The following is a 21,597-nucleotide window of genomic DNA, read 5'->3' as shown; positions in this document are numbered from 1 at the left end:
GGGGCTGCTTCGCACCCCAACGCGGGGCAAGCCCGCTCGCCACAAGTCAGTGCCACAGCCCCAGATCCAGTTGTTGCCCCTAGCCCTTGCCACAGCCCCAGATCCAGTTGTTGCCCCAAGCCCTTGCCACAGCCCCAGATCCAGTTGTTGCCCCAAGCCCTTGCCACAGCCCCAGATCCAGTTGTTGCCACAAGTCCTTGCCACAGCCCCAGATCCAGTTGTTGCCACAAGCCATTACCGCATCCCCAGATTCAGTGGTCGCCACAAGTCCAGCCACAGCCACAAGCACATCTGCAAAGCAATCAAGGCTGCCCGGCAAGGGCCTGATTCACCGCCAACCAGCCCGCCACGGCTTCCTCCCCGGCTTCACTGAATGCACGTTGCAACAGCTTCACCTGCTCACGCCGCAGTGATTGCTCGAACCGCATACCTTCCTCCGTCAGTTCCAGCAGGCGTTTGCGCTTGTCGGTCTGCGCCGCAACGCTGTTGACCAGGTGCATCTCCTGCAATTGGCGCAACGGCATGTTCAGCGCCTGCTTGCTCACGCCGAGCAGTTCCAGCAACTCCTTCACGCTCAAGGCCGGGTAGCGTGCGATAAAAAATACGATGCGCTGGTGCACCCGGCTCAGGCCGCGGCGTTCGAGCATTTCATCGGCTTTGGCAGTGAACGCCTGGTAGCCGAAGAAGAACGCTTGCATCGCCTCTTGCTGGCTGCCCTGGTTTTTAAGGTCAAGCATGTTGACGTATCCATTCAAGCTGTCGTAATTTCGGTCAACCAGTTTGACGTATTTCCCACAGGCTTTGCTACCGGTGACCTTATGGCCTTCTCTGAACGTGTTACGCGCCTCAAAAGCTCCTTGATCCGTGAAATCCTCGCGGCAGCCCAGCGCCCGCAAGTGATGTCGTTCGCCGGTGGCCTGCCGGCCGAGGCCATGTTGCCTGCCTTGCAGTGGGAGGGCATGCCGCTGAACATCGGCCAATACGGCATGAGCGAGGGCGAACCACAATTGCGTGAGTTGCTGGCGGCCGAGGCGCGCGCCCTGGGGGTGCCGTGCCAGGCGAGCCAGGTACTGGTGGTCAGCGGCTCGCAGCAAACCCTCGACCTGGCGGCGAAGTTGTATATCGACAAGGGCACGAAAATCCTGTTGGAAGGCCCGACCTACCTGGCCGCGTTGCAGATCTTCCAACTGTTCGGCGCCGATTGCCTCACGGTGCAGCTGGAAGCAGACGGCCCCGACCTGGCCAGCTTGCGCGCCAAACTTGAGCGCCATCGCCCGGCGTTCATCTACCTGATCCCGACGTTCCAGAACCCGTCCGCCGTGCGCTACAGCGAGGCCAAGCGCGAGGCTGTCGCCGTGTTGCTCGATGAATTCGGCGTCACCCTGATCGAAGACGAACCCTATCGCGAGCTGACCTTCGACGGTGGCAGCGCCAAGCCCATCGTCGGCCGCCTGAACAAAGCCAGCTGGATCTACACCGGCACGGTTTCCAAAACCTTGCTGCCGGGACTGCGCGTCGGTTACCTGATCGCCAGCCCGGACCTGTTCCCGCACTTGCTCAAGCTCAAGCAGTCGGCGGACCTGCACACCAACCGCGTCGGCCAGTGGCAGGCGATGCAGTGGATCGGCACGCAGAAATACCAGCAGCACCTAGTGCAATTGCGCAGCTTTTACCGCGAGCGCCGCGATGCCTTCCAGGCGGCATTACTGCGTCACTTCGGCGAATTGGCCGACTGGCAAGTGCCCCAGGGTGGATTATTCTTCTGGCTGACCTTGAAACAGCCGCTCGACACCCGCACCTTGTTGGCTCCTGCGCTCGATCAGGACGTCGCGTTCATGCCCGGTGAACCGTTCTTTTCCGAGCCGGACCAGCACCTGGGCTCACTGCGACTCAATTTCAGCCATATCGACCCGTCCCGTCTGGACGAAGGTCTCAAGCGCCTGGCCGCAGTGGTCCGTCAAGCACAGCACGCGCAAGCGGCATAAGGGGAGCCCCATGTACAAGGTTTATGGCGATTACAAGTCGGGCAACTGCTACAAGGTCAAATTGATGCTCAACCTGCTGGGCATCCCGTACCAATGGGTGGATGTGGACATCCTCAGGGGTGATACGCAGACCGCCGAATTCCTGGCAAAGAACCCCAACGGCAAGATCCCCGTGCTGGAGCTCGATGACGGCACCTGCCTGTGGGAATCCAACGCGATCCTGAATTTCCTCGCCGACGGCAGCGAATTCCTGCCCACCGAGCCGCGCCTGCGCACGCAGGTGTTGCAGTGGCAGTTCTTCGAACAGTACAGCCACGAGCCGTACATTGCGGTGGCGCGGTTCATCCAGTTTTACCTGGGGCTGCCGCAGGAGCGCCTCGAGGAATACAAGAAGCTGCACAAGGGCGGTTACAAAGCCCTCAAGGTCATGGAACGCCAGCTGCAACTGACGCCGTACCTGGTGGGCGACCAGTTCTCCATCGCGGACGTGGCCTTGTATGCCTATACCCACGTGGCCCGGGAAGGTGGTTTTGACCTGGATGCGTATCCGGGCGTGCAGGCGTGGTTGGCGCGTGTGGCCAGCCACCCTAAGCACATCGCGATGCTCGACTGAACGCCCTCAATCTGTAGGCGCCCGGCAAGCCGGGCTCCTACAAGGAGGGCATCTGGGCCTTGAGCAGGTCAAAACAGCGCTGCGCCGCCGGGCTCAGGCTCATGCCGCTGCGGCTGATCAGCCCGATCTCCCGGTTCACGCCGGGATGATCGATATTGATGCGTTTCAAGCCTGCCAAACTGTCCGCCGCCGACTCCGGCAGCACACTGATGCCCAGCCCCTGGCGCACCAAGGCAAGGACCGTGGACATATAGTTGGCCTCCATGCCTGCATTCATCGTCAGCTGCGTCTCATCAAACAACGCATCCACTTGCTCCCGCACGCTGCTGTCACGCCCGGTGAGGATGATCGGCTGGTCCGCCAGTTGCTCCAGGGTCAGCTGGCGATGGCGGGTGAGGGGATGGTCCAGCGGCACGAAGGCGCACAGTCGATCATTGAGCACCGGCACAAACGCCAGGCCGTGACTGAGCCGTGCGCGTACACCAATGCCGAAATCAACCTCGCCTGCACGTACCTGGGCATGAATGCGATGGGCCACCAGGTCGTGCAGGCGCACTTCGATGCCGCCAAAGCGTTCGCGAAACAGCCGTAGGGCCGGGGGCAGGGTGCCGGCGCAGACCGAGGGCAGGGCGGCGATGGTGACGACGCCGCGACGCAAGGCGGCCAGGTCGCGGGAACCGGTGACAATGTTGTCCAGGTCCAGCAGCAGTTTTTCCATAGGGCCGCGCGCGTCCTGGCCGGCGGCCGTGATGCTCACATGGCGCGGGCTGCGGTCGAGCAGGGCAACGCCCAGCCAATCCTCCAATTGCTGGACTTGCACGGTCAGCGCCGAAGGTGACAGGTGCAGTTCGTTGGCCGCCTTGGTGAAACTCCCGGTACGGGCCACCGCGAGGAATGCCTGGATATGCTGGATCGAATTTTTCATTGTTGTTTTTCTCGAGCGTTTTGTTTTTACGAACATGACTCGCTGAACATTCCAATTTACAAAGGGTAACGTGATTCCAATACTCGGGGGAAAACAATAACCGGCCGCAAAGGCCGCTCTGGAGTAACCCATGCTCGCTACCCTGGGTGTCATCACCATCCTGTGCCTGCTCGCTGCCGTCATGAGCAAACGCCTCTCGCCGCTGGTGGCCCTGATCGCCTTGCCGATCATCGCCGCGTTGCTCGGTGGGTTCGGCCTGCAAACCAGCGCCTTCATCATTACCGGTATCAAGAACGTCGCCCCCGTGGTGGGCATGTTTGTGTTCGCGATCCTGTTTTTCGGGATCATGACCGATGCCGGCATGCTCGACCCCATCATTGATCGCATCCTGCGCACGGTAGGGACGCGTCCTACAAGGATTGTCGTCGGTACCGCGACCCTGGCCCTGTTGGTGCACCTCGACGGCTCCGGCGCGGTGACCTTCCTGGTGACGGTGCCGGCGATGCTGCCGCTGTATACGCGGCTGGGCATTGATAAACGTATCCTTGCCTGTGTCTGCGCGATGGCCGCGGGGGTCAACTTCCTGCCGTGGACCGGCCCGGTGCTGCGCTCCTCGGCGGCACTGCATGTGCCGGTGGCGGATCTGTTCCAGCCGCTGATCCCGGTGCAGATTGTCGGCCTGGTCTTCGTCTTCGCCTGTGCCTGGTGGCTCGGCCGTCGCGAGGAAAAACGCCTGGGCCTGGGCGCCGGTTCCAGCGTGGATGCCGTGCCGCAACGGGTGCTCAGCGACGCCGACATCCAGCTGCGCCGGCCTCGGCTGTTCTGGGTCAACCTGGTGCTGACTGTGTTGGTGATGGTGGTGATGATCGCCGGCTGGGTCGACCCGGTGGTGATGTTCATGCTCGGCACCGTGGTGGCCCTGTGCATCAACTACCCGAATGTGGACGCCCAGCGCGCCCGCATCGATGCCCATGCGAAAACCGCGCTGACCATGGCCAGTATCCTGCTCGCCGCCGGGGTGTTCACCGGCATCATGCAAGGCACCGGCATGCTCAAGGCGATCGCCGAAGTGGCGGTGGCGCAGATTCCGGCCGGCCACGGCAAGTTGATCCCGGCGGTGGTGGGCTTTATTTCCATGCCGTTGAGCATGCTGTTCGACCCCGATTCGTATTATTTCGGCGTGATGCCGGTGATCGCCGAAGTCGGCAAGGCCCTCGGTATCGACCCGTTGCAGGTGGCCCAGGCCTCGCTGCTGGGCGTGCACACCACCGGTTTCCCGGTCAGCCCGCTGACCCCCGCGACTTTCCTGTTGGTGGGCCTGTGCAAGATCGAATTGGCCGATCACCAGCGCTTCACCATCCCTTTTCTGTTTGCCGCGTCGGTGTTGATGACCCTGACCGCGTTGCTCCTGGGAGTGATTTGAGATGAAAACCTTGCGCATCGGTTCCGGTGCCGGCTATTCCGGCGACCGTATCGAACCCGCCGTGGAACTGGCTGAACAGGGCGATCTGGATTACCTGGTCTTTGAATGCCTGGCCGAACGCACGATTGCCCTGGCGCAACAGGCGCGGATCACGGATCCCGACGGCGGCTATGACCCGCTGCTCAGTGAGCGCATGCGCCGTGTGTTGCCGTTTGTGGGGGAGGGCGCCGGGCGTCGCCGCCTGCGGGTAATCACCAACATGGGCGCGGCCAACCCGGTGTCGGCGGCGATTGAAGTGCGGCGCATCGCCAGCGAGCTGGGCCTGCGCCTCAAGGTGGTCGCGGTGGTGGGCGACGATGTCTTGGCTGCGTTGCAGCCCGAGCAAGTGCTGGATAACGGCCAGACCGTCGGTTCACTCGGCGAACGGCTGATATCCGCCAATGCTTACCTGGGCGTGGACGGCATCCTTGAAGCCCTGCGCGCCGACGCCGATGTGGTAATTACCGGACGTGTCGCCGACCCGTCGCTGTTCCTCGCGCCGCAGATGTTCGAGTTCGGCTGGGCCGCGGATGACTGGCAGCGCTTGGGTCGCGGCACTTTAGTTGGACATTTGCTCGAATGCGCCGGGCAAGTCAGTGGCGGCTATTTTGCCGACCCGGGTTTCAAGGATGTGGATGACCTGGCGCGCCTGGGGTTCCCCTTGGCCGAGATCAATGCCGAGGGCGAAGCGCTGATCACCAAGGTTGCAGGCTCAGGTGGACGGGTCAGCCGTGCGACCTGCACCGAGCAACTGATTTATGAAGTGCATGATCCCGCGGCGTATTTGACGCCTGATGTGACCGCCGATTTTTCCCAGGTGGGTTTTGTCGAGGAAGCGGTTGATCGTGTGCGCGCCCAGGGCGCCGCGGGTCGCGCGCGACCTGAACAGTTGAAGGTCAGCGTGGGCTATCTGGATGGCTGGATCGGCGAAGGGCAGATGTCCTACGGCGGCCCCGGCGCCGTCGCACGGGCTCAATTGGCGCGGGATGTCGTACTCAAGCGTCTGGCGTTAACCGGCGTGAAGATGCAGGACGTGCGCGCCGAGCTGATCGGCATGGACTCGCTCCACGGCCCGCGCAGCAGTGTCGAGCCTTGGGAAGTGCGCTTGCGCGTCGCGGCTCGATGCGAGGAGCGTGGCGAAGCGGTACGGATCGGCAATGAAGTGGAAACCCTCTACACCAACGGCCCCTCCGGCGGCGGCGGTGCCAGTAAAAGCGTGCGCCAGGTGGTGGCGGTGGCGTCATTACTGCTGCCGCGAAGCGCGGTCAACCCGAGGATCGAAGCATGAAACTGCACACGCTGGCCCACTCCCGGACCGGGGACAAGGGCGACACCTCGAACATCTCGATCATTGCTTATCGCGCCGAGGATTACCCGTTGCTGTGTGAACAGCTCACGGCCGAACGCGTGACCGAGTTCTTTGCCGGCCTGCTGGAACCGGGTGCTGCGCCGGTGCGGCGTTATGAATTGCCCACTGTCCAGGCGCTGAACTTCGTCTTGCCGGGGATTCTGCGCGGTGGCGTGACCCGCTCCCTGGCGCTGGATGCCCATGGCAAATGCCTGGGCTCGGCGCTGCTGAATATTGACTTGGTAATCTGAACTCAATGTGTGCGGGCTTGCTCGCGAATGCGCTGTGTCAGTCGATAGATTGATTGACTGATCCGCCGCTTTCGCGAGCAAGCCCGCTCCCACATTCGATCTTCAGTGTTTGTCAGACCGCGGCGAAGCGCTTGTCCAGGTAGTCGATGATGACCTTGGAGTCATACATCCAGGTGGTCTGGCCGTTTTCTTCGATGCGCAGGCACGGCACTTTGATCTTGCCACCTTGCTCCAGCAGGGTCTGGCGGTCCTGCTCGTTGTTTTTCGCATCCTTGAGCGCCACCGGCACATTCAGGCGGTGCAGGGTGCGGCGAGTCTTCACACAGAACGGGCAGGCGTGGAATTGATACAGGGTCAGGCCCTTGGCCGCTTCGTTGACCTGTGCCTGTTGTTCGGCGGGGCGCTGCTTTTTACGCGGACGGGTAAGGAAGTCGCCCGCGATGATGACGTGGCCGAGGCCCACTCGAAGTGCTTTGACGAACATGGCTGAAACCTCTTGCCCATGAAGAAGGGGCCGCAGCTTACCTGATTTCTGCAGGCGAAAAAAAACCGGCGATGAACGCCGGTTTTTTCCTACCCAGCTGATTACTTGATCAGGCTGAGGAATTCGCTGCGGGTGGCCGCGTTTTCGCGGAACTCACCCAGCATCACCGAGGTGATCATCGAGGAATTCTGTTTCTCGACACCGCGCATCATCATGCACATGTGCTTGGCCTCGATCACGACGGCCACGCCCAGGGCACCCGTCACTTGCATCACCGCATCGGCGATCTGGCGACTGAGGTTTTCCTGGATCTGCAGGCGGCGCGCATACATGTCGACAATCCGCGCGACCTTCGACAGGCCCAGCACTTTGCCGCTCGGGATGTAGGCAACGTGCGCCTTGCCGATAAACGGCAGCAGGTGGTGTTCGCACAACGAATACAACTCGATGTCCTTGACCAGCACCATTTCGCTGTTGTCAGAGCTGAACAAGGCACCGTTGGTGACTTCTTCCAGGGTCTGTTCATAGCCGCGGCAAAGGTACTGCATCGCCTTGGCGGCACGCTTTGGCGTGTCGAGCAGGCCCTCGCGGGAAACGTCCTCGCCGAGTTGGCCGAGGATCGCGGTGTAATTCTGTTCCAGGGACATGAAACTACCTGTGGGATTTTCGCAAAGCGCAAGGTTACGGTGGCGGGCACATCGCTGCAAGCCTGACGATGGCACTTGTTACTCGTCACGTCCTTCCATCATGGTGCGCTTGAGCATCACATACACCGCCCCCGCGCCGCCGTGGCGGGCCTGGCAGGAGGTGAAGCCGAGTACCTGGGTGTGCTGGCGCAGCCAGGTGTTGACGTGGCTTTTGATCATCGGACGCTTGCCGTCCAGTCGCACAGCCTTGCCGTGGGTGACGCGCACGCAGCGGATTTCAAATTTGGTGGCTTCGGCAAGGAAGGCCCACAGGGTTTCCCGGGCTTTTTCCACGGTCATGCCGTGCAGGTCGAGGCTGCCTTCGAACGGGATCTGGCCGGCCTTGAGCTTGCGTATCTGGCTTTCCTGCACGCCGTCGCGGGCCCACATGAGTTCGTCTTCGGGGCCGACGTCGATCACGAACTGGTCCGACAGGCCATCCACGGTGGGGGCGTCGGTGCGCACGGTTGCAGCCTGGCGCAGTTTGGCGATCTGCGCCCGGTCGGCCTTGGGTTTGCCGGTGTCGGCGCGGTCGTGCTTGATCGGCTTGACGCCGCGCAGCTCGTTTTTGAACAGGGAAAAATCGTCGTCTTGCATGTCAGCCTCCGCGAAGGGCGGGCAGTTTACCTAAATCGCGGCGGCCAGGGCGCAGGAAACGCTATCCAAGCGCCATCAGTCGTGCTTTTTCATCAGGTGTGAAGCGATGTTCAGCGACAACGGCTGACGCATCTTCCGACGGCTGCGACGCCACAGCCAGACGCCCAGCCACAGCACCAGCAGGCCAATGACCGCCAAGATCGCCGAGCCGCCGGGGCTGGCATTCAGTTCGCCAAGGGCCGGCGAGTGACCGAATAAACCAGCGGCACCCGCACCCGCCAGCAGCACACCAACAATCGCCAGCAGCGCGGCAATGCCGGCCACCAGGCGCAGACGCCAGTTGCTCGGGCCCTTGGGGCGCAAGCGACGAGCATCAAAACCATCGGATATCTTCATTCCGACCTTTCCTCCAGGGTATCGGCCCTTCGACCGGAAGATACACAGGTTGTTCCTGTACCCGAGGTAATTGCAGCAAATGACAGGCATTTGCAGATGAGCGGGACATAAAACACGCCGCGCCGCTCATCCCATGGGTCGATCAGATCAGATCTTTGGTCAACGCGAGGGTCGCGAAGTTGTCGGCCATGATGGCCATTTCGGTCTGTTGCACGTGCTCGGCGCTGAGGATGCCGCCCTTGTAGGGCAGGTCGCGCGTCGCGCAGGCGTCTTCCACCAGGGTGCAGCGAAAGCCCAGGTTCTTGGCGGCGCGCACGGTGGTGCTGACGCTGGAGTGACTCATGAAACCGCAGACGATCAGGTCCAGGGAGCCAAGGTCCTGCAGGTGTTTTTCCAGGCCGGTGCCGTGGAACGCGCTGGGCAGCAGTTTGCCGATGATGGTCTCGTCGCCGACAGGTTCCAGGCCGGGAATGAATTCGCCGCGCTCGCCTTGCGGGTCGAACAGGCCGCCGACGGTGCCCAGGTGACGCACATGCACGATCGGGCGCCCGGCGTTGCGCGCGGCAGCGGCCAGTTGCTGGATGTTGGCGACCGCCGCGTCCATGCCCGAGAGGGCGAGCGGGCCGCTGAGGTATTCCTTCTGGGCATCGATGATCACGAGGGTCGCATGGCCAAGGTTGGCTGCCGCATAACCACGACCGCTGAGTTGAAACATCGTCTTTGGAACGGACATTCTGGGGGCTCCTGTGAGGGGGGCTTTTGTGACATTGTCCACTGGCTGAGCGGTTCTGTGAATCGCTACCATCGTAAGGTACGCCGTTGTTGACGTGCAGCCATGTCAAGTGGGCGGCTTGTTTAACCGAATGATGGCAATTTTGATGAAATCCGACGTATGGCCGGGGCTTTTCGTACATCGTCGGTACAGGCGAAGGCTGTTAGAATCGCCAGTCGTTTTTTCCAGGAGTCTGCCCCCGTGATCACTTCCCGCCTGCGCACCTTGCGCGACCACATCCGTTGGGCTGTCAGCCGTTTCCATGGGGAAGACCTGTTTTTTGGCCATGGCACCGACAACGCCTGGGACGAGGCCCGGCAATTGGTGCTCGGCGCCCTGCACCTGCCGTGGGAAATCGCCGACAGCTACCTGGATTGCAATCTGGAAGAAGAGGAAATCTCCCACGTGCAGCGCTTGCTGCATCGACGTATCCACGAGCGCGTGCCTACCGCCTACCTGCTGAAAGAGGCCTGGTTCTGCGGTATGTCGTTTATCGTCGACGAGCGCGTGCTGATCCCGCGTTCACCGATTGGCGAACTGATCGAAAACCGCTTCGAACCCTGGCTGGCCCAGCCACCGGCGCGCATCCTCGACCTGTGCACCGGCTCCGGTTGCATCGGCATTGCCTGTGCCTACGAGTTCCAGGACGCCGAAGTGGTGCTGGGCGACTTGTCCTTCGAAGCCCTTGAGGTGGCGAACCAGAACATCGAGCGCCATGGTGTCGACGAGCGCGTCTACACCGTGCAAGGCGACGGCTTCGACGGCCTGCCGGGCCAGCGCTTCGACCTGATCGTGTCGAACCCGCCGTATGTGGATGCCGAAGACTTCGCCGACATGCCGGACGAATACCAGCACGAACCGGAGCTGGGCCTGGCCTGTGGCGATGATGGCTTGAACCTTGTGCGGCGCATGCTGGCCGAAGCGGCAGACCACCTGACCGAGAAGGGCTTGTTGATTGTCGAAGTGGGCAACAGCCAGGTGCACGTCGAGGCGCTGTATCCGGAAGTGGACTTCGCCTGGCTGGAGTTCCAGCGCGGTGGCCACGGGGTGTTCATGTTGACGGCCGAGCAGTGCCGCCAGCATCAAGCGGTCTTTGCCGCTCGGGTGTGAAGCACGCCCTGTAGGCGCCCGGCGTGCCGGCGATGGCTCTCTTGAGGCCACCATCGCCGGCAAACCGGGCGCCTACAGTTGCATTACCGGTGAGTGGCAATCCAGATCAACAACCCCGCCTGAAACACGGTAAACGCCACCAGGCAGGTAATCGTAAAGCGCAAGCCGCTGTCTTCGCGCTTGAACTTGGTGACCTTTTCTTCTTCCTTGCGCAGCTTCACTTCCTGCTCCGCCAGGTTCTGCTCGGCCTGTTGCAGCATCTGCGCGGCTTCGAGAATTTCCACGAACTGCACTTTCTCGGTGTTCCAGCTGTCGAGCACGTCGCTGACCTTGCCCGGCTGCACGTTGCCCTTGAGGTGCTGCACATCGGCGTAAGCCACATCAAACCCCTGGATGCGCAGGAAGTGATCGCGGCGCAGGCGTGTGGATTCGTTGAGGGCGTCCTTGTTGGCCAGGTCGACGCCGTCGACGCGGTAGTGTGACCACTTCTTCTTCGCCCAGGCGGCGCCTTGGGCCACCAGGAAGCGACCGATGCCACGGTTGGCCGGTTCGATTTCCAGGCTGTTGCCCGGGCCGAAGTGCACGCGGTGCGTGTCATGGTCGACCCAGATATCCAGATGGTTCTGCTCACGGCGCACGCGCTGCCCCGGCAGCTGGATGACCATGCGCAACAGGCTGTGGCGTTTGTCGTGGCGCTCGGCATAGCCGAACTGCACGAACCGCAATGGCCGCACGCCTGTGGCGCGGTCGGTGGCCAGCGGCGCCAGGCGCAGCATCTTGAAATGCTCAGCCTGAACATCCGCCCACGGCAGGGGCGCCGCGTCGACGGCCTCGGTTTTTTCAGCCGGGGTGTCGGCGATTGGTTCCGGTGTTGCTTCAGTGGTTGTCATGCGGCGCGATCCTGTCCAAGCCCAGCGAGTCGACAGTCTTTTTGCTGTCGACTCAGGGCTTATCGGCCGGTTTCTGCAGGACTGGAGGCAAATTGTCGCTTAACGGGGTTGAAGTCCGTCGATAAAGCGCACCAGGCGGCTGCCCAACTCGGCGGCGAGCGGCAGTTGCGGGTCATTGTAGGAGGCCAATTGCTGCTTTACGTCATTGGGCACGATGCGCATCACGTGGTTCATGCCTTCGATCACCGTCAATTGCGCGTCGGGCTTGGCGTTTTTCAGTTGGCGGGCATCGTCGACGCCGACCTGGATGTCGTTGGTGCCCTGGATGATCAGCGCCGGCATGTTCAGCTTGGCGAAGGCCGCCGACGGGTCGGCGCGGAACAGGCTGATCAGATACGGCTGCACGCTGGGACGGAAAATACCCTCCAGCGGGCCAGGCACATCGGCATCCACCTGGCCGGCCTTGAGGTGATCAAGGATTTCATTGCTGCGCAGCAACAGGGCAGGGGGCAGGTGGTCGGCCAGTTGCTGGCGGATCACCTGGTCGACCGGCCGCGCGCTGCCGGACAGCGAGATCACCCCGGCCGGGTCCAGTTGCGGTGCCGCCAGGGCAGCCACCAATGCGCCTTCACTGTGGCCCAGCAGGATCAGCGGGCCCATGCGTTCATCGGCCTTGAGCTGCTTGCCCCAGGCCACGGCGTCCGCCACATAGGCGTCCAGGGTCAGGTTGCGTTCATCCGGGGTGGCGGCCAGGCTCGCGGCCACACCGCGCTTGTCGTAGCGCACGCTGGCGATGTTGTGCCGCGCCAGCACCCAGGCCAGGCGCTTCAGGCTGTCGTTGCGTGCGCCGTCGGCACTGTTGCCGTTGCGATCGGTGGGACCGGAGCCGGCGATGATCAACACCACCGGTACCGGCTTGTCGGATTTGGGCAACAAGAGCGAGCCAAACAGCTCGCCGCTGCCGGTGTCCAGGCTGATGGGCCGTTGCAGGACGACAGGGGAGGCGGCGAAGCCAAGGCTGGAAAACAGGGTGAGGGTCAAAAGCAGAACTCGCAGCATCATCGCGCCATCATTGGGAAGGTGCCGGTTGGACCAACGTCTACCGGTAAGGTTTCGAGGATGAACTAGTGAGTTAGCCTGCGTATACTGGCCGCCTTAAGTTATTACGGTTGACTTGATTCAACTGATTTCACGGAGCGCTCTGCATGTCCGGCAATACCTTCGGCAAGCTGTTCACTGTCACCACCGCGGGCGAAAGCCATGGCCCGGCGTTGGTCGCCATTGTCGACGGCTGCCCGCCTGGCCTCGAGCTGTCCCTGGAAGACTTGCAGCGTGACCTCGACCGCCGCAAGCCCGGCACCAGCCGCCACACCACCCAGCGCCAGGAGCCCGACGAGGTCGAGATTCTCTCCGGCGTGTTCGAAGGCCGTACCACCGGCTGCGCCATTGGTCTGCTGATTCGCAACACCGACCAGAAGTCCAAGGACTACTCGGCGATCAAGGACCTGTTCCGCCCGGCTCACGCCGACTACACCTACCATCACAAATACGGCGAGCGCGACTACCGTGGCGGTGGCCGCAGCTCGGCCCGCGAAACCGCCATGCGCGTGGCCGCCGGCGCGATCGCGAAGAAATACCTGGCAACCCAGGGCATCGTCATTCGTGGCTACATGAGCCAGTTGGGCCCGATCGAGATTCCGTTCAAGACCTGGGACAGCGTCGAAGACAACGCCTTCTTCAGCCCCGACCCGGACAAGGTGCCGGAGCTGGAGGCCTACATGGACCAGTTGCGCCGCGACCAGGATTCCGTCGGCGCCAAGATCACGGTGGTCGCCGAAGGCGTCAAGCCGGGCCTGGGCGAGCCGATCTTCGACCGCCTCGACGCCGAGCTGGCCCACGCGTTGATGAGCATCAACGCGGTGAAAGGCGTGGAAATCGGCGCCGGTTTTGGATGCGTGTCGCAGCGCGGCACCGAGCACCGTGATGAGCTGACCCCCGAAGGTTTCCTCAGCAACAACGCCGGCGGCATCCTCGGTGGTATTTCCTCCGGGCAGCCAATCGTTGCGCACCTGGCGCTCAAGGCCACGTCGAGCATCACCACGCCGGGCCGTTCGATCGATGTGCACGGCAACCCGGTGGATGTGATCACCAAGGGCCGCCACGACCCATGCGTAGGCATTCGCGCCACGCCGATTGCCGAGGCGATGATGGCCATCGTGCTGATGGACCACCTGCTGCGCAACCGTGGGCAAAACGCTGATGTACAGGTGACCACCCCGGTGCTGGGCCAGCTGTGACCGCCTGTAGGGGTGAGCGAGCTTGCCGTGGCAAGGGCGCTTGTTCTTGCCGGGCGGCGATGCAGCCCCGGTAATGACCCCAGCCCTCCCGTACTGGCGCCTCTCCAGCTTCTACCTGTTCTACTTCGCCCTGCTCGGGGCGACGGCGCCGTTCCTGGCGCTGTATTTCGATCATCTGGGGTTCTCCAGCGCGCGCATCGGCGAGCTGGTGGCCATCCCCATGCTGATGCGCTGCGTGGCACCCAACCTGTGGGGTTGGCTCGGCGACTACACCGGTCGGCGCCTGGCCATCGTGCGCTTTGGCGCGGTGTGTACGTTGGCGAGTTTTTCGCTGATCTTCGTCAGCCACACCTACGCCTGGCTGGCCCTGGTGATGGCACTGCATGCGTTCTTCTGGCACGCGGTGCTGCCGCAGTTTGAGGTGATCACCCTGGCGCACCTGCAAAAACAGACCTCGCGCTACAGCCAGATCCGCCTGTGGGGCTCCATCGGTTTTATCCTCACCGTGGTGATCATGGGCCGCCTGTTCGACTGGCTGAGCCTGGACATCTACCCGGTAGTCGTCGTGGTGATCATGGCCGGCATCATCGGTGCCAGCCTGTGGGTGCCGAATGCGCAACCGGCCAGCCTCGGCAATCGCCTGGCCGGGGAGGGGTTCCTCAAGCAGTTACGCAGCCCTGGGGTACTGGCGTTTTATGCCTGCGTGGCGCTGATGCAAATGAGCCACGGCCCGTACTACACCTTCCTCACCCTGCACCTGGAACACTTGGGCTACAGCCGGGGCACGATCGGCATGCTGTGGGCGCTGGGAGTGGTGGCGGAGGTGCTGATGTTCCTCGGCATGAGCCGCATCCTCACGCGTTTTTCGCTGCGCCGGGTGCTGCTGGCCAGTTTCCTGCTGGCGGCCCTGCGCTGGTTGCTGCTGGGATCGTTTGCCGAGTACTTCTGGGTGCTGCTGCTGGCGCAGGTCATGCACGCCGCGACTTTCGGCAGCTTTCACGCGGCGGCCATCGCCTTTGTGCAACGCAGCTTCGGCGCTAGACAACAAGGCCAGGGCCAGGCGCTGTATGCCGCGCTGGCGGGTACCGGCGGTGCGTTGGGCGCGCTGTATTCCGGCTACAGTTGGAACCTGTTGGGGCCGACCCTGACTTTCAGCATCGCCAGCGTCGCGGCCCTGGCCGCCGCCGTTATCATCGGTCTTCGATTGCAAGAGCAGAACCAAGGAAACCCTCAATGAGCTATGTCGCCGTCTACCCCGTCACTTCACCGGATACCCCGAACAAGGTCCTGACCCATGCCGACGACATCGCCGCGACCCTCGCCGAGCACGGTGTGCGGTTCGAGCGCTGGCAGCCCGCATCCATCGAGCAGGGGGCCAGCGACGCGCAAATGATCGCGGCGTACCAGGCGCAGATCGACGCCCTGGGCTACGAGCGCGTGGACGTGTTCAGCGTCACCGGCGACCACCCGCAAAAAGACTCACTGCGCGCGCAGTTCCTCGATGAGCGCCGTTACAGTGACGACGAAGTGCGCTTCTTTATTGCGGGCCAAGGCTTGTACACCCTGCACATTGGCGACTATGTGTACGCCATACGTTGCGAAAAGCATGACCTGCTGGTGATCCCGGCGGGTATTGCACATTGGTTTGATATTGGCGAGAACCCGCACTTGGTCACGCTGCGGCTGTTCAATAACGCTCAAGGCCAGGTACCCGCGTTCACGGGAGATGAGATCGCCCGACGTTTCCCCGGATTGGACGACTGATTGCGGCGAATTACAAACATCAACCCCGATGAGTTGTTAGTTGCTGTGGGAAGAAACTTAAATTCCTGTAAGGCCCGGCTGTTTGTTGCGGGCCCTACGCCTTAATACCATTCGTTATGTAACTCTCTGCGGCATCGATGTTTATATCACCTGTCAATAGGAGGAATCCGAATGCTGACAGGACGTCCGCCAATAAAAGGGAGAGAACTTAATGATAGGCACAGAGGAGTCGTCACCGTACTGCGTGCCCGATGCCGTCAGGCGGCGGCTGAGCTTGTCCGGCAAGCCCTTGACCCCCACCGAGTTGGAGATCCTGCGCTGGGCCGCGGAAGGCAAGACGGTCTGGGAGATCAGCCAGATACGCAATACGTCCGAAGCCACGGTGAAATTCCACTTGCGCAACATCTACGGCAAGTTGGAGGTCACCAACCGCGTGCAGGCGATGAACGAGGCGGCGCGCCGAGGCCTGTGCTGAGTTCATGAAAAAGGGCCGCAATGCTCAACGGCATTGCGGCCCTTTTTTTGGTTGCTTGCTCAGGCCGAATGGTAAGTCGGCAGGGCAAAACGGTTCTGGCTCTGCAGCATCGAGATTTGCGGCAACTCACTGGCTTGTTCGGCCAGGTCGCGGCGAATGGCGCTGATCACCCAAGTGAGTTGATCGGCGGTGTGCAGCTGCTGGTAGGAAATCGAACGCTTGACCTGTTTGCCTTCGCTGTTGCGCAGGGTCAACAGGATGCCGCCGTCGGGACGTGGCTGGGTGGTGACGTCGTAGTTGGAGAATACTGAAGCGAATTTATCTTGGATCAGGCTCATGTCTATCAGCTCCGTTGGCTCAAGTTGGCAAGCATGGAGTGATAGGTGCAGTGATTGTGCCAGCTACTGTATTTTAAAAATATCGTTATAAATCAGTGGCTTATAAAAAATGAGATTTTTCGTTTTCGTGCAATTTGCATGAATGGCCATCATGCATCCTGCATTTTGCGCTGCTCAACCCGGCGAATTGCGCGTGCCGTTATCCATAAAGACTGCCCGCACGCGGCTAAATTCCTTTTTTCAGCACGCGCCCCTCGGGATACAAAACTTTTCAAATCCCGCGTGTACAGCCGAAGAGGGGCTGACGTATTTTCCTTCAATGCATTCGGCCTTCTGCCTACAAGAGAGTCGGTGTTTCTGGATCATACGAAGAATAAGAAAAAGGACGTTCCTCCATGAGCCATCCGCAAAACGACATGATCACCTGGGGCATGATGCTGCGTAAGATGCCCGCCATCGTTCGAGCCCTGCCACGGGTGGTGCGCGGCATGCGCGCCGCCAACGTCACCGATCCCCAACAGCCCTGCGGCTTGGGCTGGCACTTTGAGCAAGCGACCCTGCGCAACCCTGATGGCGCGGCGCTGTTGTATGGCGACCGCGTGCTCAGCTACCGCGAAGCCAATCAGCGCGCCAACCGTATCGCCCATCACCTGCAGGCCGAGGGCATCGGCAAGGGCGACGTGGTGGCGCTGTTTATCGAAAACCGCCCGGAACTGTTGCTGAGTGTGCTGGCCGTGGCCAAGCTCGGCGGCATCTGCGCGATGCTCAATACCGCGCAGACCCAGGGTGCGCTGGTGCATAGCCTGAACCTGGTGAGCCCGGTGGCGGTGGTGGTGGGCGCTGAGCTGGTAGCAGCCTATGACGCAGTACGTGAGCAGGTGCAGATCGAGGCCCGGCGTACCTGGTTTGTCGCCGACCAGCAACCCGCCGCCGTGCCCGAGGGCTACCTCGACCTGCTGGCCGCGAGCGCCGAGCGCGCGGAGGACAACCCCGCCAGCACTGCACAGATTTTCTTCAACGACCCATGCTTCTATATCTACACGTCCGGCACCACCGGCCTGCCCAAGGCCGGCATCATGAAGCACGGCCGCTGGACCAAGACCGCCGTGAGTTTCGGCAGCATCGCCCTGGACATGGGCCCGCAAGACGTCCTCTATTGCACGTTGCCGCTCTACCACGCCACCGGCCTGTGCGTGTGCTGGGGGTCGGCGATTATCGGCGCGTCGGGCTTTGCCATTCGCCGTAAGTTCAGCGCCAGTCAATTCTGGGATGACGCGCGCAAGTTCAAGGCCACCACCCTCGGTTACGTGGGCGAGTTGTGCCGCTACCTGCTCGACCAGCCACTCAGCGGGCTCGATCGTGATAACCAGGTCACCAAGATGGTCGGCAACGGCCTGCGCCCCGGAGTGTGGGCGCAGTTCAAGGCGCGTTACGGCGTGGAGCATATCTGCGAGCTGTACGCGGCCAGCGACGGCAACATCGGTTTTACCAACGTGCTGAATTTCGACAACACCATCGGCTTCTGCCTGCAACACTGGGCGCTGGTGGACTACGCCCACGACAGCGGTGAGCCGATCCGGGGCGCCGATGGTTTCATGCGCAAGGTGCAAACCGGCGGGCAAGGCCTGTTGCTGGCGCGGATCGATGATAAATCGCCGTTCGACGGCTACACCGACCCAGAAAAGAACCGCAAGGTGATCCTCACCGACGTGTTTGAAAAGGGCGACCGCTACTTCAATACCGGCGATTTGTTGCGCAGCATCGGCTTCGGCCATGCGCAATTTGTCGATCGCCTGGGCGACACCTATCGCTGGAAAGGCGAAAACGTCTCCACCACCGAGGTCGAGAACGTCCTGCTGCAGCACCCGCAGATCGCCGAGGTAGTGGCCTATGGGGTCGAAATCGAAAACACCAATGGCCGCGCGGGCATGGTCGCTATCACTCCGAGCGAATCCCTGGCCTCACTGGACATGCGCGAGCTGCTGCAATTCGCCCATGGCCAACTGCCGCACTATGCGGTGCCACTGTTCCTGCGGATCAAGGTGAAGATGGAAACCACCGGCACCTTCAAGTATCAGAAAGTGCGGCTCAAGGAAGAGGCGTTTGACCCGGACAAGGCCGGCAATGACCCGGTGTACGCGTGGCTGCCGGGGTCCGACTGCTACGTGCCGGTGACCGGGCAATTACTCGCGCAGATCCAGGGTGGGCAGTTCCGCTATTGATTCTGCCTATGGGCGCTTTTGACAAAAAAGCCATGACAGCTGGGAACTCCGTCGCGACACTGGCGCCTATTCAGTACCAGACACGGAGTTCCCACATGTCAGACCACGCCAAACAAATGACCGAAGACGAAGCCGCCGAATTTGCCGAGCAAGTCTTCGACGTGGCCCGCAAGGGCGATGCCGCCATGCTCGCCGCGCTGCTGGCCAAGGGCTTGCCGGCGAATTTTCGTAACCACAACGGCGACACCTTGCTGATGCTGTCCGCGTATCACGGCCACGCCGAAGCGGTCAAAGTACTGCTGGAATTCAAGGCAGACCCGCTGATCGCGAATGACAAGAACCAGTTGCCGATTGCCGGTGCGGCGTTCAAGGGCAATCTGCCGGTGGTCAAGGCGCTGATCGAAGGCGGCACGCCGGTCGAAGCGGCATCCTCTGACGGCCGCACCGCGCTGATGATGGCGGCGATGTTCAATCGCGTGGAAATGGTCGACTACCTGCTCAGCCAGGGCGCCAACCCCAAGACCACCGACGCCCAAGGCGCTACGGCGCTGGCAGCGGCGCAGACCATGGGGGCCACGGATACGGCGGCGCAGTTGCAAAAACTGGTGTAGGCTGTGCGCCCTCGAAAACCAGCCCGCTACAGGACCACCCCATGAAAACCGCCCTCGTCGAACTCATCAGCAAAATCAGCGCCGGGGTCATGGGCGCAGACGAGGTGGCGCGCATCGCCGATGAAGCGGCCCAGGCCTACGCCGATCCGGTGGCCTTCCTGGCGGCCAACCCGGACATCAACTACGACGACACCTTCCCGATCCCGTTGGGCGAGTGGGTGGTGGTTGGCAGCCTGCCGGACACGGTGCTGTTCCAGGCCGATACCTATGGCGACCTGTTTGCGCAGATCGTCGCCTCGTTCGGCCCGGGTGTGGCGTTCAACCTCAAGCCCAAGCAGTTGGCCAAGACCGAGGACCTGACTGCGCTCAATCGTATCCAGATCCAGATGAGCGCCCTGAGCCCGGAAGATGGCGGCTATGTGCTGCTGGATTTCAGCCAATTGCTCGATGATGAAATCCAGGCCGTGCTGGTCTACGGCAATGACCTGCCGCGCGTGCTCGAGTTGTGCGCTGAAGTCGGCATCAAGGCCGAGCCGTCCCTGGAAGCGTTGAAAGTCGCCGTACACGTCTGAAATAAAACGGAACCCCGGCCAGGGCTGACTATCCTACAAGTGCATGCCCTCACTTAGGAGCGACACCATGGGTTCCACTTTCAACGGCCTGATCGGGCTGATCATCCTGGCGCTGGATATCTGGGCGATCATCAACGTGTTCAAAAGCGGCGCGAGCACCGGGGCCAAGGTGCTCTGGATCCTGCTGATCCTGTTGTTGCCGGTACTGGGCCTGATCATCTGGGCAATCGCCGGGCCGCGCGGCAACGTGCGGATCTAAGCGCCTCACTCCCTCTGGAGTGGGCACGATAAAGGTGGGAGCGGGCTTGTCCGCGAAAGCGGTTTGCCAGTCGCTGAAGAGGGTGACTGGTCCACCGCCTTCGCGAGCAAGCCCGCTCCCACATTTGGGATGTATTTCAAGGCTGGAACCGAGTTGTGCTGTCCGCTTAAATGCCGGTGCAGCACCCCGAATCCCAAGCCCGAACAGCGATCAAAACTGTGGGAGCGGGCTTGCCCGCGAAAGCGGTGGGTCAGTCGCTGCAGAGGGTGACTGATCTGGCGCCTTCGCGGGCAAGCTGAACTGGCCTAATGATTTTGGACACCTCAATCGGGCGCTATGATGGCGTCCAAATCTGAGGTGTTTGGATATGCGTAAATCTTATTCATGTGAGTTCAAACTCAAGGCTGCCAGCATGGTGCTGGACGAGGGGCAGTCGGTTCCCGAGGTCTGTGCCAGCTTGGATATTGGCCCTACGGCCTTGCGCCGCTGGGTCGATCAAGTTCGCAAGGAACGCTTGGGCTCGACTCCGGTGGGAGCCAAGGCGATTACCGCGGATCAGCGAGAGATCCAGGAACTTAAAGCCTTGCTCAGGCAAAGAGACCGGGATATCGAAATCCTAAAAAAGGCCAGTGCTCTCCTGCTTTTGGACGCCAAAGATCACTCTCGTTGATCTGTGAGCTGGGCGAGCAGTACGGCGTTAACGATTGCTGTCGTGTGTTCGGAATAAACCGCAGTAGCTTTTACGCATGGCGTCAGCGCCAAGGCAAGGTGAGCCCTAAGCGAGAGAAACTCAAGGCTATGCTGGTCAAGCACCACAGGGCGTCGAGAGAGTCTGCGGGCGCTCGTACCTTGGCTAAACAGCTGCAAGCCGGCGGGCATGATGTCGGGCGGTTCATGGCTCGCAGCTTGATGCGAGAAGCAGGCATTGTCAGCCGTCAACGCCGGCGCCATAAGTACAAGTCACCTGGCGTGGAGGCTTTGGTGGCACCGCATGTGCTCAAACGCAAGTTTGATGTTGCGACGGTCAATCAGGTGTGGTGTGGGGACGTGACGTACATCAAAGTCGGCAAGCGTTGGCTGTATTTTGCGGCGGTTCTGGACTTGTTCGCTCGCCGGATTGTGGGCTGGTCGTTTTCGATGATCTCTGATGCCACGCTGACCTGCGAAGCCCTGCGCATGGCGATTGAACTGCGCGGTCGCCCAAAAGACGTACTGTTTCACTCCGACCAAGGTTGCCAGTACACCAGCCATAAATTCAGAAATGAACTGCTGGAACATGGACTCCGACAAAGCATGAGCCGTAAAGGCGAATGCTGGGATAACGCTCCGATGGAGCGTTTCTTTGGAAGTTTGAAATCAGAGTGGGTGCCAGAAGCAGGCTACGGGTCGGAACATGAGGCCCGAGCGGATGTGCAGCGCTATGTATCGCGCTACAACATCACCAGGCCGCATAGCTACAACGACTATCGGTCACCAGTCGCCAGGGAGAAGCTGGTGGCGTGAAACCTTAATCGGTGTCCAAGATTACTTGACCAGTTCA

The 21,597-nt window shown here is 61.5% G+C and carries 26 protein-coding genes; 16 read left to right on the top strand and 10 right to left on the bottom strand.

Annotated features, from left to right (window positions below; all coding sequences use genetic code 11):
• Positions 1 to 302: 302 nt before the first annotated feature.
• Complete coding sequence (locus tag BBG20_RS11915) at positions 303 to 737, bottom strand: MarR family winged helix-turn-helix transcriptional regulator (protein WP_065903407.1); 435 nt, start codon at positions 735 to 737, stop codon at positions 303 to 305.
• Positions 738 to 818: 81 nt separating this feature from the next.
• Between BBG20_RS11915 and BBG20_RS11910 the strand changes: the two genes are divergently transcribed.
• Positions 819 to 1,985: an aminotransferase-like domain-containing protein gene (locus tag BBG20_RS11910; RefSeq protein WP_065903404.1), complete on the top strand. Its 1,167-nt coding sequence runs from the start codon at positions 819 to 821 to the stop codon at positions 1,983 to 1,985.
• Between the two features lie 10 nt (positions 1,986 to 1,995).
• Positions 1,996 to 2,598, top strand: a complete 603-nt coding sequence (locus tag BBG20_RS11905; protein ID WP_065903401.1) for a glutathione S-transferase family protein — start codon at positions 1,996 to 1,998, stop codon at positions 2,596 to 2,598.
• A gap of 37 nt (positions 2,599 to 2,635) precedes the next feature.
• On the opposite strand, the gene BBG20_RS11900 is transcribed toward BBG20_RS11905, so the two are convergent.
• Positions 2,636 to 3,523, bottom strand: coding sequence for a LysR family transcriptional regulator (locus BBG20_RS11900; RefSeq protein WP_065903398.1), 888 nt, complete (start codon positions 3,521 to 3,523; stop codon positions 2,636 to 2,638).
• A 130-nt stretch (positions 3,524 to 3,653) separates the two neighbouring features.
• On the opposite strand from BBG20_RS11900, the gene BBG20_RS11895 reads away from it, so the two are divergent.
• From BBG20_RS11895 to BBG20_RS11885, 3 genes are read left to right on the top strand one after another with little or no spacing between them, the layout of a single operon-like run.
• Positions 3,654 to 4,946: a CitMHS family transporter gene (locus BBG20_RS11895; RefSeq protein ID WP_065903389.1), complete on the top strand. Its 1,293-nt coding sequence runs from the start codon at positions 3,654 to 3,656 to the stop codon at positions 4,944 to 4,946.
• Between the two features lies 1 nt (position 4,947).
• Positions 4,948 to 6,273, top strand: a complete 1,326-nt coding sequence (locus tag BBG20_RS11890; RefSeq protein ID WP_065903387.1) for an acyclic terpene utilization AtuA family protein — start codon at positions 4,948 to 4,950, stop codon at positions 6,271 to 6,273.
• Positions 6,270 to 6,584, top strand: coding sequence for an AtuA-related protein (locus tag BBG20_RS11885; protein WP_065903385.1), 315 nt, complete (start codon positions 6,270 to 6,272; stop codon positions 6,582 to 6,584). Before BBG20_RS11890 ends, BBG20_RS11885 begins: the two co-directional genes overlap by 4 nt.
• A gap of 112 nt (positions 6,585 to 6,696) precedes the next feature.
• Here BBG20_RS11885 and BBG20_RS11880 read toward each other — a convergent pair whose 3' ends face one another.
• From BBG20_RS11880 to BBG20_RS11860, 5 genes are all read right to left on the bottom strand, one after another.
• Positions 6,697 to 7,068, bottom strand: coding sequence for a glutathione S-transferase N-terminal domain-containing protein (locus BBG20_RS11880; RefSeq protein ID WP_065903382.1), 372 nt, complete (start codon positions 7,066 to 7,068; stop codon positions 6,697 to 6,699).
• A 101-nt stretch (positions 7,069 to 7,169) separates the two neighbouring features.
• The gene (gene folE, locus BBG20_RS11875) at positions 7,170 to 7,715 is read right to left on the bottom strand and encodes a GTP cyclohydrolase I FolE (RefSeq protein ID WP_003442011.1); all 546 of its coding nucleotides are present in this window, start codon (positions 7,713 to 7,715) and stop codon (positions 7,170 to 7,172) included.
• A gap of 78 nt (positions 7,716 to 7,793) precedes the next feature.
• Positions 7,794 to 8,351: a Smr/MutS family protein gene (locus tag BBG20_RS11870; protein ID WP_065903379.1), complete on the bottom strand. Its 558-nt coding sequence runs from the start codon at positions 8,349 to 8,351 to the stop codon at positions 7,794 to 7,796.
• 75 nt (positions 8,352 to 8,426) lie between these two features.
• Positions 8,427 to 8,747, bottom strand: coding sequence for a hypothetical protein (locus BBG20_RS11865; protein WP_065903373.1), 321 nt, complete (start codon positions 8,745 to 8,747; stop codon positions 8,427 to 8,429).
• A 142-nt stretch (positions 8,748 to 8,889) separates the two neighbouring features.
• Entirely contained in the window at positions 8,890 to 9,480 is a 591-nt protein-coding gene (locus BBG20_RS11860; RefSeq protein ID WP_065903371.1) for a cysteine hydrolase family protein, read from the bottom strand.
• 240 nt (positions 9,481 to 9,720) lie between these two features.
• On the opposite strand from BBG20_RS11860, the gene prmB reads away from it, so the two are divergent.
• Positions 9,721 to 10,629 carry a 50S ribosomal protein L3 N(5)-glutamine methyltransferase gene (gene prmB, locus BBG20_RS11855; RefSeq protein WP_065903369.1) on the top strand — a complete coding sequence of 303 codons (909 nt, stop codon included), beginning with the start codon at positions 9,721 to 9,723 and terminating at the stop codon, positions 10,627 to 10,629.
• Between the two features lie 83 nt (positions 10,630 to 10,712).
• On the opposite strand, the gene BBG20_RS11850 is transcribed toward prmB, so the two are convergent.
• On the bottom strand, positions 10,713 to 11,519 hold the full coding sequence (locus BBG20_RS11850; RefSeq protein ID WP_065903367.1) for a hypothetical protein: 807 nt from the start codon (positions 11,517 to 11,519) through the stop codon (positions 10,713 to 10,715).
• A gap of 99 nt (positions 11,520 to 11,618) precedes the next feature.
• A complete protein-coding gene (locus tag BBG20_RS11845) occupies positions 11,619 to 12,581 on the bottom strand; it encodes an alpha/beta hydrolase (RefSeq protein WP_065903365.1) in 963 nt (320 codons plus the stop codon).
• A gap of 143 nt (positions 12,582 to 12,724) precedes the next feature.
• Here BBG20_RS11845 and aroC point away from each other — a divergent pair, with 143 nt between their 5' ends.
• From aroC to BBG20_RS11825, 4 genes are all read left to right on the top strand, one after another.
• Positions 12,725 to 13,816 carry a chorismate synthase gene (gene aroC, locus BBG20_RS11840; protein WP_065903363.1) on the top strand — a complete coding sequence of 364 codons (1,092 nt, stop codon included), beginning with the start codon at positions 12,725 to 12,727 and terminating at the stop codon, positions 13,814 to 13,816.
• 73 nt (positions 13,817 to 13,889) lie between these two features.
• Positions 13,890 to 15,053: an MFS transporter gene (locus BBG20_RS11835; protein ID WP_065903361.1), complete on the top strand. Its 1,164-nt coding sequence runs from the start codon at positions 13,890 to 13,892 to the stop codon at positions 15,051 to 15,053.
• Positions 15,050 to 15,580: a 1,2-dihydroxy-3-keto-5-methylthiopentene dioxygenase gene (locus BBG20_RS11830; RefSeq protein ID WP_065903359.1), complete on the top strand. Its 531-nt coding sequence runs from the start codon at positions 15,050 to 15,052 to the stop codon at positions 15,578 to 15,580. The genes BBG20_RS11835 and BBG20_RS11830 overlap by 4 nt, the downstream gene beginning before the upstream one ends.
• Before the next feature lie 211 nt (positions 15,581 to 15,791).
• Complete coding sequence (locus tag BBG20_RS11825) at positions 15,792 to 16,055, top strand: response regulator transcription factor (protein WP_065903357.1); 264 nt, start codon at positions 15,792 to 15,794, stop codon at positions 16,053 to 16,055.
• A gap of 59 nt (positions 16,056 to 16,114) precedes the next feature.
• On the opposite strand, the gene BBG20_RS11820 is transcribed toward BBG20_RS11825, so the two are convergent.
• Positions 16,115 to 16,393 (bottom strand): DUF3509 domain-containing protein, encoded by a 279-nt coding sequence (locus tag BBG20_RS11820; RefSeq protein ID WP_003172952.1) that lies wholly within the window; start codon positions 16,391 to 16,393, stop codon positions 16,115 to 16,117.
• A gap of 395 nt (positions 16,394 to 16,788) precedes the next feature.
• On the opposite strand from BBG20_RS11820, the gene BBG20_RS11815 reads away from it, so the two are divergent.
• The 6 genes from BBG20_RS11815 to BBG20_RS11790 all read left to right on the top strand — a co-directional run bounded on the left by BBG20_RS11815 (position 16,789) and on the right by BBG20_RS11790 (position 21,560).
• On the top strand, positions 16,789 to 18,615 hold the full coding sequence (locus tag BBG20_RS11815; protein WP_065903355.1) for a long-chain-acyl-CoA synthetase: 1,827 nt from the start codon (positions 16,789 to 16,791) through the stop codon (positions 18,613 to 18,615).
• Between the two features lie 95 nt (positions 18,616 to 18,710).
• Positions 18,711 to 19,226 carry an ankyrin repeat domain-containing protein gene (locus BBG20_RS11810; protein WP_065903353.1) on the top strand — a complete coding sequence of 172 codons (516 nt, stop codon included), beginning with the start codon at positions 18,711 to 18,713 and terminating at the stop codon, positions 19,224 to 19,226.
• Positions 19,227 to 19,267: 41 nt separating this feature from the next.
• Positions 19,268 to 19,798 carry a hypothetical protein gene (locus tag BBG20_RS11805; protein ID WP_065903349.1) on the top strand — a complete coding sequence of 177 codons (531 nt, stop codon included), beginning with the start codon at positions 19,268 to 19,270 and terminating at the stop codon, positions 19,796 to 19,798.
• A gap of 67 nt (positions 19,799 to 19,865) precedes the next feature.
• Positions 19,866 to 20,057: a PLDc N-terminal domain-containing protein gene (locus BBG20_RS11800; protein WP_003172956.1), complete on the top strand. Its 192-nt coding sequence runs from the start codon at positions 19,866 to 19,868 to the stop codon at positions 20,055 to 20,057.
• A 367-nt stretch (positions 20,058 to 20,424) separates the two neighbouring features.
• Positions 20,425 to 20,727, top strand: a complete 303-nt coding sequence (locus BBG20_RS33125; protein ID WP_065899480.1) for an IS3 family transposase — start codon at positions 20,425 to 20,427, stop codon at positions 20,725 to 20,727.
• On the top strand, positions 20,724 to 21,560 hold the full coding sequence (locus tag BBG20_RS11790) for an IS3 family transposase (RefSeq protein ID WP_065899479.1): 837 nt from the start codon (positions 20,724 to 20,726) through the stop codon (positions 21,558 to 21,560). Before BBG20_RS33125 ends, BBG20_RS11790 begins: the two co-directional genes overlap by 4 nt.
• The last annotated feature ends 37 nt before the right edge of the window (positions 21,561 to 21,597 follow it).

This window comes from Pseudomonas aylmerensis (genome assembly GCF_001702265.1).
In the GTDB taxonomy this organism is placed as follows: domain Bacteria; phylum Pseudomonadota; class Gammaproteobacteria; order Pseudomonadales; family Pseudomonadaceae; genus Aquipseudomonas; species Aquipseudomonas aylmerensis.
Note: the sequence above shows the minus strand (reverse complement) of the source record. Positions and strands in the feature narration are given on the sequence as shown.

What these genes read in the sequence shown, in the direction of transcription:
- BBG20_RS11915 (WP_065903407.1), bottom strand. Translation starts at nt 737, where the DNA reads ATGCTTGACCTTAAAAACCAGGGCAGCCAGCAAGAGGCGATGCAAGCG.
- BBG20_RS11910 (WP_065903404.1), top strand. Translation starts at nt 819, where the DNA reads ATGGCCTTCTCTGAACGTGTTACGCGCCTCAAAAGCTCCTTGATCCGT.
- BBG20_RS11905 (WP_065903401.1), top strand. Translation starts at nt 1,996, where the DNA reads ATGTACAAGGTTTATGGCGATTACAAGTCGGGCAACTGCTACAAGGTC.
- BBG20_RS11900 (WP_065903398.1), bottom strand. Translation starts at nt 3,523, where the DNA reads ATGAAAAATTCGATCCAGCATATCCAGGCATTCCTCGCGGTGGCCCGT.
- BBG20_RS11895 (WP_065903389.1), top strand. Translation starts at nt 3,654, where the DNA reads ATGCTCGCTACCCTGGGTGTCATCACCATCCTGTGCCTGCTCGCTGCC.
- BBG20_RS11890 (WP_065903387.1), top strand. Translation starts at nt 4,948, where the DNA reads ATGAAAACCTTGCGCATCGGTTCCGGTGCCGGCTATTCCGGCGACCGT.
- BBG20_RS11885 (WP_065903385.1), top strand. Translation starts at nt 6,270, where the DNA reads ATGAAACTGCACACGCTGGCCCACTCCCGGACCGGGGACAAGGGCGAC.
- BBG20_RS11880 (WP_065903382.1), bottom strand. Translation starts at nt 7,068, where the DNA reads ATGTTCGTCAAAGCACTTCGAGTGGGCCTCGGCCACGTCATCATCGCG.
- folE (WP_003442011.1), bottom strand. Translation starts at nt 7,715, where the DNA reads ATGTCCCTGGAACAGAATTACACCGCGATCCTCGGCCAACTCGGCGAG.
- BBG20_RS11870 (WP_065903379.1), bottom strand. Translation starts at nt 8,351, where the DNA reads ATGCAAGACGACGATTTTTCCCTGTTCAAAAACGAGCTGCGCGGCGTC.
- BBG20_RS11865 (WP_065903373.1), bottom strand. Translation starts at nt 8,747, where the DNA reads ATGAAGATATCCGATGGTTTTGATGCTCGTCGCTTGCGCCCCAAGGGC.
- BBG20_RS11860 (WP_065903371.1), bottom strand. Translation starts at nt 9,480, where the DNA reads ATGTCCGTTCCAAAGACGATGTTTCAACTCAGCGGTCGTGGTTATGCG.
- BBG20_RS11850 (WP_065903367.1), bottom strand. Translation starts at nt 11,519, where the DNA reads ATGACAACCACTGAAGCAACACCGGAACCAATCGCCGACACCCCGGCT.
- BBG20_RS11845 (WP_065903365.1), bottom strand. Translation starts at nt 12,581, where the DNA reads ATGATGCTGCGAGTTCTGCTTTTGACCCTCACCCTGTTTTCCAGCCTT.
- aroC (WP_065903363.1), top strand. Translation starts at nt 12,725, where the DNA reads ATGTCCGGCAATACCTTCGGCAAGCTGTTCACTGTCACCACCGCGGGC.
- BBG20_RS11835 (WP_065903361.1), top strand. Translation starts at nt 13,890, where the DNA reads ATGACCCCAGCCCTCCCGTACTGGCGCCTCTCCAGCTTCTACCTGTTC.
- BBG20_RS11830 (WP_065903359.1), top strand. Translation starts at nt 15,050, where the DNA reads ATGAGCTATGTCGCCGTCTACCCCGTCACTTCACCGGATACCCCGAAC.
- BBG20_RS11825 (WP_065903357.1), top strand. Translation starts at nt 15,792, where the DNA reads ATGATAGGCACAGAGGAGTCGTCACCGTACTGCGTGCCCGATGCCGTC.
- BBG20_RS11820 (WP_003172952.1), bottom strand. Translation starts at nt 16,393, where the DNA reads ATGAGCCTGATCCAAGATAAATTCGCTTCAGTATTCTCCAACTACGAC.
- BBG20_RS11815 (WP_065903355.1), top strand. Translation starts at nt 16,789, where the DNA reads ATGAGCCATCCGCAAAACGACATGATCACCTGGGGCATGATGCTGCGT.
- BBG20_RS11810 (WP_065903353.1), top strand. Translation starts at nt 18,711, where the DNA reads ATGTCAGACCACGCCAAACAAATGACCGAAGACGAAGCCGCCGAATTT.
- BBG20_RS11805 (WP_065903349.1), top strand. Translation starts at nt 19,268, where the DNA reads ATGAAAACCGCCCTCGTCGAACTCATCAGCAAAATCAGCGCCGGGGTC.
- BBG20_RS11800 (WP_003172956.1), top strand. Translation starts at nt 19,866, where the DNA reads ATGGGTTCCACTTTCAACGGCCTGATCGGGCTGATCATCCTGGCGCTG.
- BBG20_RS33125 (WP_065899480.1), top strand. Translation starts at nt 20,425, where the DNA reads ATGCGTAAATCTTATTCATGTGAGTTCAAACTCAAGGCTGCCAGCATG.